This window comes from Streptomyces niveus (assembly GCF_001723055.1).
Classification (GTDB): domain Bacteria; phylum Actinomycetota; class Actinomycetes; order Streptomycetales; family Streptomycetaceae; genus Streptomyces; species Streptomyces niveus.
On record NZ_MDCR01000469.1, the window covers coordinates 1 to 6,583 of the forward strand.

Here is a 6,583-nt window from a genome sequence, read left to right on the forward strand (position 1 = left end):
GACCGGGGCGGCCGACGACGTACCCCGGCCGCCCCGGTCCGCCACGCCCCGAACGTGTCGGTGACCGCCGCGAGCGCGTCGCCGGGCCGCAGATCGCCGACCAGGACGAGCACCGCGCCGGCCGCTCCCAGATGCCGCGCGTGGAGCTCGGCCAGGTCCTCGGGGGTGCAGGCGGCGGCCAGTTCGGGCGCCGGTTCCAGTCGGGCCGCGGCCTCGTCGCCGTACCTCCGGCGCAGCAGCGCCCGCTGGGCGACGGCCGCGGGCTGGTGGGAGGCGAGTTCGATACGGCGCGCCAGCCTGGTCCGTTCGGGGGCGAGAACGTCCTCCGTGAACCGGGGTCCGAGCACCGTCTCGGCCAGCAGGGCCAGTACGGCGGGCAGGGAGTCGGCGAGGGTGTGGCCGGTGAGGGTGAATCTGCGGGCGTCGGCCCCGGCGACGAGCGTCGCGCCGTGCGTGGCCAGGGCGTTGTCGAAGGCGTCGGCGTCGCGGTGTGCGGTGCCCTGGAGCAGGATTCCGGCCAGGAGTTGACGCAGAGCGACCTCGCCCGGCCCCGTGGTGGCGTACGGGACGGTGAGCCGGACCTCGACGAGGGGGACGACGGGGGCCGAACAGAGCACCACGCGCAGCCCGTTGGGGAGGGTGGTGTCGACGTCGGGCAGGGGCAGTCGCGCGCCGTCGTTCGAGGCTGTCATGCCACGGCCTTTCCCTGGGCGGTGGCGGTCGCGCCGGCTGCGGCGGTGGCGGCCGTACGCGGTACGAAACGTACGACCGCCCGGTGCGAGGCGCGCAGCCGGGCGGCGGCGCGGCTCACCTGCTCGCCGGTGACCTGGTCCCGTACCAGCTCCGGCAGCCGTTCGGTCAGCTCCGCCTCGCCGAAGAGCATTTCGCGTGAGCCGAGGAGCTGGGCGCGGGTGCTCGGGTCGCCCAGTTCGCGCAGGGCCCCGGACGCCCAGCGGGCGGTGGTGGCGCGCAGCAGCCCTGGGTCGATCTCGTTCTCGGCGAGTGTCGTCAGTGCGGCGTCGAGCGCGTCCGTGACCCGCCCGCCGTCCGCGTCCGCGCCGTCGTCGCCCAGCCCGCTTCCGTGGACGGCGAACAGCGTCAGCAGATCGGGCCCCGTCGTGTCCAGCGGCAGTCCGAACAGCCCGCAGCCCACCGACAGGCTCGTCACCCCGGCCGGCGCCGCCGGCCCCCGGCGCAGCAGCGCGTGCCTGCCCTGCCCGAGCAGCGCGGCGAGGACGAGGTGCGCGAGGTAGCCGGCGCGTTCGGTGACGGGGTCCGGCATCCGGTAGCCGACGGCCACGGCGGGCAGCCCGGCGTGCGGGTCGGTGACCGACAGCCGTGCCTCCGCCCGGGGTTCGGGTTCGGGCGCGCCGGGCGCGGCCACCACCGGGCGTCCTTGCAGGGGTGCGAAGTACCGGCGGACGAGACGCTGGGCCTCGTCCGGGTCGAACGCGCCGGTCAGCGTCACGAGGGCATTTCCGGGGCTGTAGTGGTCGTGGAAAAAACGCTCGCACAGCGGGATGTCAAGGGCCGCGAGATCGACACTCTCGCCGTATCCGTCCCGCGCGTTTTCGGCGCGGCTGTGCAGGGCGCGTGGCAGCACCCAGGGAAAAGCGCCGTAGGGGCGATTGCGCACCATGAGACGTATCTCTTCGTCAATCACCGCGGTCTGTGTGCGCAGATTCCGCGGGGAAATACGGGGTGAACGCATTCGGTCCGCTTCGAGACCGAGCAGCATTTCCAGCGCGGAGGCGGGAGCGGCGGCGTAATAGACCGTCAGGTCCTGTCTGGTCTTGGCGTCCGCGAGGCCGCCGGCCCGCTGCACCTGGGGCAGGTATCCGCCGGGTGGGGCGGCGTGGCCGCCCTGGACCATGAGATGTTCGAAGAGATGGGCCAGGCCCGTGTGCCCGCCGGGTTCGGTCCGGAAACCCACTCCGTAGTGCACGGCGACACCGATTGACGCGCCGGTCGGATTGGGTGCGAGCAGCACCCGCAGGCCGTTGTCCAATACCAGGCGGCGCAGTTGATTTCGGGTCATCCCGGCGAGCATAGACGGGGTCAACTACGGCCTCAACGGGGCTCGTTGACCGAAAGCGGCCAGTGTCCGAAAGCGGTCAACCCCATTGCCAGCGCGGTGCCGGGGGCGGAATGGTGCTGGCACAGCCGGAGTACGTGATTCTCCAATTGCCGATCCGGCCACCACCGTTCATTCTCGTAAACGTCCAAGGGAGTTGCCATGAACACCCAGTCCCTGATCAGCGGCTACGCCAGCTACGCCGACGCCGACGAGCTCGTCCCCGCGGTCGACGCCCCGGGCGGCACCATCACCGTCACGGTGACCTCGTCGCAGGCGTGCATCTCCGCCGCGTCCGCCATCTCGGCCGTGTCGATCGACAACACCTTCGACCACTCCTGCTGAACCGTCGTTCATCTGGATCGTCCGAGATCGTCCGAGATCGTCCGAATCACACTCAAGGACTCAAGGAGTCGCCATGAACACCCAGTCCCTGATCAGCGGTTACACCAGCTACGCCGACGCCGACGAGCTGGTCCCGGCGGTCGACGCCCCGGCGGCGACGGTCACCATCACGACCTCGTCGGCCGCGTGCATCTCGGCCGCGTCCGCCATCTCGGCGGTGTCGATCGACAACACGTTCGACCACTCCTGCTGAACCGGCCGAACCCGCTCAACCGCGTAACCCCCTGAGCACGACGCACGACGAGCACGACGCGAAAAGGGCGGGTGCCCACCGCCGCAATCGGTGGGCACCCGCCTCATCGTGTTACCCGTCTCACTCGTCCCGGAAGCTCTCGCTCTCCTCGCCGTCCATGCCGGACAGCCCCAGGAGGATCGAGGGCAGCGCCGAGGCGGTCAGCATCAGCGTGGTGAGCAGCGCGGGAATCCGTTCGATGACGTCGGGCTCGTTCTGGAAGGCGACCATGACCAGTACGACCACCATGCCGGCGCCGACCGCGCACTGGTATCCGATGAACGCGACCCGGTTGCGTACGACCTGCTCGCGCTCGTCGAGTCCGGCCACCGGCCGTTCGCCCAGGCCCCGGGTCATCGAGCGGAGCATGCCCCACAGCATCAGCCAGACGACGAAGGCCACGAGCCACCAGGAGTCGGAGAAGGCGTTGCCGTCCGAGATCTGGGACAGCACCACCATCACCACGCTGAGCGCGCCGAGCGCGATCGCCATCGGCCGCAGGGGGCCGCGGGCCACCGTCGTCGTCTCGTCGGAACCTTGTTGCGGCGTCACGGGCGTTCCTCCTTGTTGTACAGCTGGGCGGAGAGCGGGACGAAGGGCTTACGACTGAAGATCGCCTCGACCGGAAGCCCGAACACGTCGCTGAGGCGGAACGCCAGATCGAGACTCGGGAAGTAGTCACCCCGTTCGATGGCGCCGATCGTCTGCGGGTGGACCTCCACCGAGTCGGCGAGCGCGACCCTGCTGAGGCCGCGCTCCGCGCGCAGGACTCTCAGCTGGTTGTAGATCGGCGATCCCTCGCGATGGCTCACTGGGCTCATACGAAGAAGGTAAGGGAAACACAACATTCCGTCAAGGAATGACAACAGATACAGTCAGCAACACGCACAGCCGGAACAACCGCCACAGCTATCAGGGAAGGTGTGCTGCCTCGTGACCACCGACGCCTCCGACCGGTCCACGCTGCCGAGCATCCTCGTGCCGAGCATGCCGGACACCACCGAGACCGTCCGTCCCTACGCCGAGCTGGTGCGCGACGGCGACGCGCGCCGCGTGTGGATGGGCCAGTCGCTCAAGGTGGAGACGCACCAGGTGTTCGCGCATCTCGCCGGCGCGGGGGTACGCGTCCCGGTCGGCACCAGCGTGACCCTGATGCCGCTGCGCCATCCGTACGAGGCGGCGCTCCAGGCCCGTTCGCTGGCCCTGACGACGGGTCATCCGGTGGTGGCCGGCTACGGCGTCGGCGCGCCCGCCTTCGTACGGAGCCTGAACGGGCGGCCGTACGACAGCCCGCGCACGATGGCCGCCGAGTATCTGCGGACGGTCCGCTCCCTGCTGGACGGCGAGATCGTCGACCACGCCGGTGACTACCACGCGCTGCGCGGACGCCTGATGCCGATGGAACACCCGCGCGTGGAGGTCGGGGTTGGCGTGCTGCGGCCCAACATGGCGCGCACGGCGGGCGGTGTCGCCGATGTCGCCATCACCTGGATGACGCCGCCCGGCTATGTCGCCGAGACCCTGGTTCCCGCACTGGACGAGGGCGCCAAGGGCCGGGACGCCCGTTGCCGGGTCGCGACCGTCGTGCATGTCGCCGTCGACCGCCCGAAGCGCGACCCGTACGTGCTGGCGCACACCGCCGCCGCCGGGCATCTCTCCGCCGACCACTACACGGACATGCTGCGCCGGGCGGGAGTCCCGGCGGACCCGGCGGACCCGCAGGCCGGTGCCCGGGCCCTGGTGGACAGCGGGACGTACGTGTACGGCTCCGCCGACCACATCGCGGGTGTGCTCGGCACGTACCGGGACGCCGGGGTGGACGAGGTGATCCTCAACTGCGGCGGAGTCCTCTTCACGGAGGGCGAGGCCGCCGCGCTCACGGACGCCCGGGAGATCGTCGAGGCGGTCCGGCGGCGGGACGGCCATGGCTGACCGGCCGCAGGCCGCGCCGGTCCCGGAGGCCCCGGCGGTCCCCGCGGCGGTACGGCCCGCGGGGGCCGCCGGATCGGTGACCGTACGCGAGTACGGCACCCGGTATCTGCGGATCAGCGTGCGCTACCACGGCGACGCCCGGTTCAGCTGGCTGCGCGTCCCGGGCCCGGCCCACGACCGGCCGCAGACGGCCCCCTCGCCCGCGGCCGGCGCGGCGCTGCGCCGGGTGGACGCCGCCGTCGCCGACGCGGGCTCAGGCGCGGGCTCCGGTGCGGGCGCGGGCGCGGGCTCCGGTGCGGGGCGCGGCGCCCGGCTCGCGCTCGGTGAACGGGCCGCGGCGTCCGAGTCCGGCGAGCGCGGCGGCGTGGTGTACCGCGTGCCCGGCGCCCTCTCGGTCGCCCGGCTGCTGCCCTCCGGTGACGACACCGCCTACCGGCTCTCCGTACGGGCGTTGGCGGACCTGGGCCGGACACTGCGGCAACTGCACGACGTGCCGTGGGAGTTCGCGGAGCCCGTGCCGCCGCACCACGGCGTCGGGCGGCTCCTGGCATGGATCTCCGGTACCGCTCCCGACGGGGACGGCGCCCGGCTGCGCGCCCTGGCCCACGACCGGCTGGGGGCCCGCCTGTGGACCCGGCTGACCGACTGGGCCGTGGCCGCCCAGGAACCACCCGGCAGGGGAGGAGCGGTCCTGCTGCACGGCGCGCCGAGCACCGGCTGGCTGGTCCCCTCCCCTGCCGGTGACCACAGCGTCCTGCTCACCGGCGAGGAGGTCACGGGCGGCGACCCGGCGCTCGACCTCGGCTGGGTCCTCGGCGAACTGCACGAGCTGCGTTCCGCCGCCGCGCGCGGTCTCGGCGCGGCCGGTCAGGGTCCGCCGGTGGACTATCCGGCCGCGGCACGGGCCCTGCTGGCCGGGTACCTCCGTGAAGCCGGCTACCTCCGTAAAGAGGACGTCGCCGCGGCCGTGGAAGCGCTCCCTGCGGGCACCGCCCGCGCCGCCACCCTCCGACTCGCCGTCCACATGCGGGACTTCGCGTCCTTCGTAGGATGGCACGAGGACCTGCGCCGCTACGCCGACCTGCTGGCCGAGACCCTCGACGCGGACGGCGCCCCCACCCTCCGGTGGTGAGCCGCCGCGCTCACGCCCCGGCGACCGTCGCGCGCTCCTCCCGCGGCTCCCCCTCGGGGTCCCGCTCGCCGATGAAGCTGCGCCACAGCCGCGCGTACGAGCCGCCCAGCGCGAGCAGTTCACCGTGCGTACCGTCCTCCACGACCCGGCCGTGGTCCATCACGACCACCCGGTCCGCGCGCGCCGCCGTGGTCAGCCGGTGCGCGACGACCAGCGTCGTACGCCGCCCCGACAGCCGGTCCGTCGCCTGGTTGACCAGCGCCTCGGAGGCGAGGTCGAGCGCGGCGGTCGCCTCGTCCAGGAGCAGTACGTCCGGGTCGACCAGCTCGGCGCGGGCCAGGGCGATCAACTGCCGCTGGCCGGCGGAGAGATTACGGCCCCGTTCGGCGACCTCGTGCAGATAGCCGCCCTCCAGCGTGGCGATCATCTCGTGCGCGCCGACCGCGCGGGCCGCCGCCTCGACCTCGGCGTCGGTGGCTCCCGGCCGGCCGTAGGCGATGGCGTCGCGCACCGTACCGGCGAAGAGGTACGCCTCCTGCGGTACGACGCCGAGCCGGTGCCGGTAGGCGGTCATGTCCAGGTCGCGCAGGTCGGTGCCGTCCGCCGTGACGCGCCCGGACGTCGGGTCGTAGAAGCGGGCGACGAGCTTGACGAGCGTGGACTTGCCCGCGCCCGTCTCGCCGACGAAGGCGACCGTCTGGCCCGCCGGTATACGGAGGTTGATGCCCATGAGGGCGGTCTCCTGCTGAACGGGCGCCTCCTGGACCACGGCCTCCCGGACGGGCGGCTTCGTCAGTACGACGGCCTC

9 protein-coding genes are annotated in these 6,583 nt (G+C 72.6%); 4 read left to right on the plus strand and 5 right to left on the minus strand.

The genetic code is table 11. The features are described from left to right. Both BHU15_RS36360 and BHU15_RS36365 read right to left on the minus strand, forming a co-directional pair. Nucleotides 1-692, minus strand: a 692-nt coding sequence (locus tag BHU15_RS36360; RefSeq protein ID WP_141726972.1) for a M16 family metallopeptidase, incomplete at its 3' end; no start/stop codon positions are given. Then, nucleotides 689-2,038: a M16 family metallopeptidase gene (locus tag BHU15_RS36365; RefSeq protein WP_069631001.1), complete on the minus strand. Its 1,350-nt coding sequence runs from the start codon at nt 2,036-2,038 to the stop codon at nt 689-691. The genes BHU15_RS36360 and BHU15_RS36365, both read right to left, overlap by 4 nt. A gap of 198 nt (nt 2,039-2,236) precedes the next feature. Here BHU15_RS36365 and BHU15_RS40645 point away from each other — a divergent pair, with 198 nt between their 5' ends. Next, on the plus strand, nt 2,237-2,419 hold the full coding sequence (locus BHU15_RS40645) for an LxmA leader domain family RiPP (RefSeq protein WP_023541579.1): 183 nt from the start codon (nt 2,237-2,239) through the stop codon (nt 2,417-2,419). 73 nt (nt 2,420-2,492) lie between these two features. Next, nucleotides 2,493-2,672, plus strand: coding sequence for an LxmA leader domain family RiPP (locus BHU15_RS36375; protein WP_023541578.1), 180 nt, complete (start codon nt 2,493-2,495; stop codon nt 2,670-2,672). A 120-nt stretch (nt 2,673-2,792) separates the two neighbouring features. Here BHU15_RS36375 and BHU15_RS36380 read toward each other — a convergent pair whose 3' ends face one another. Both BHU15_RS36380 and BHU15_RS36385 read right to left on the minus strand, forming a co-directional pair. Continuing rightward, a complete protein-coding gene (locus BHU15_RS36380) occupies nt 2,793-3,263 on the minus strand; it encodes a hypothetical protein (RefSeq protein ID WP_023541577.1) in 471 nt (156 codons plus the stop codon). Next, nucleotides 3,260-3,532, minus strand: coding sequence for a helix-turn-helix transcriptional regulator (locus BHU15_RS36385; RefSeq protein ID WP_069630999.1), 273 nt, complete (start codon nt 3,530-3,532; stop codon nt 3,260-3,262). The genes BHU15_RS36380 and BHU15_RS36385 overlap by 4 nt, the downstream gene beginning before the upstream one ends. 112 nt (nt 3,533-3,644) lie before the next feature. Here BHU15_RS36385 and BHU15_RS36390 point away from each other — a divergent pair, with 112 nt between their 5' ends. Together BHU15_RS36390 and BHU15_RS36395 are read left to right on the plus strand one after the other, a co-directional pair. Next, the gene (locus tag BHU15_RS36390) at nt 3,645-4,643 is read left to right on the plus strand and encodes an LLM class flavin-dependent oxidoreductase (protein WP_023541575.1); all 999 of its coding nucleotides are present in this window, start codon (nt 3,645-3,647) and stop codon (nt 4,641-4,643) included. Then, entirely contained in the window at nt 4,636-5,775 is a 1,140-nt protein-coding gene (locus BHU15_RS36395; protein ID WP_069631000.1) for a hypothetical protein, read from the plus strand. The genes BHU15_RS36390 and BHU15_RS36395 overlap by 8 nt, the downstream gene beginning before the upstream one ends. A gap of 10 nt (nt 5,776-5,785) precedes the next feature. Here BHU15_RS36395 and BHU15_RS36400 read toward each other — a convergent pair. After that, the coding region (locus BHU15_RS36400; RefSeq protein WP_255293299.1) for an ABC transporter ATP-binding protein at nt 5,786-6,583 on the minus strand (798 nt) is incomplete at its 5' end.

What these genes read in the sequence shown, in the direction of transcription:
- BHU15_RS36385 (WP_069630999.1), bottom strand. Translation starts at nt 3,532, where the DNA reads ATGAGCCCAGTGAGCCATCGCGAGGGATCGCCGATCTACAACCAGCTG.
- BHU15_RS36365 (WP_069631001.1), bottom strand. Translation starts at nt 2,038, where the DNA reads ATGACCCGAAATCAACTGCGCCGCCTGGTATTGGACAACGGCCTGCGG.
- BHU15_RS36395 (WP_069631000.1), top strand. Translation starts at nt 4,636, where the DNA reads ATGGCTGACCGGCCGCAGGCCGCGCCGGTCCCGGAGGCCCCGGCGGTC.
- BHU15_RS40645 (WP_023541579.1), top strand. Translation starts at nt 2,237, where the DNA reads ATGAACACCCAGTCCCTGATCAGCGGCTACGCCAGCTACGCCGACGCC.
- BHU15_RS36375 (WP_023541578.1), top strand. Translation starts at nt 2,493, where the DNA reads ATGAACACCCAGTCCCTGATCAGCGGTTACACCAGCTACGCCGACGCC.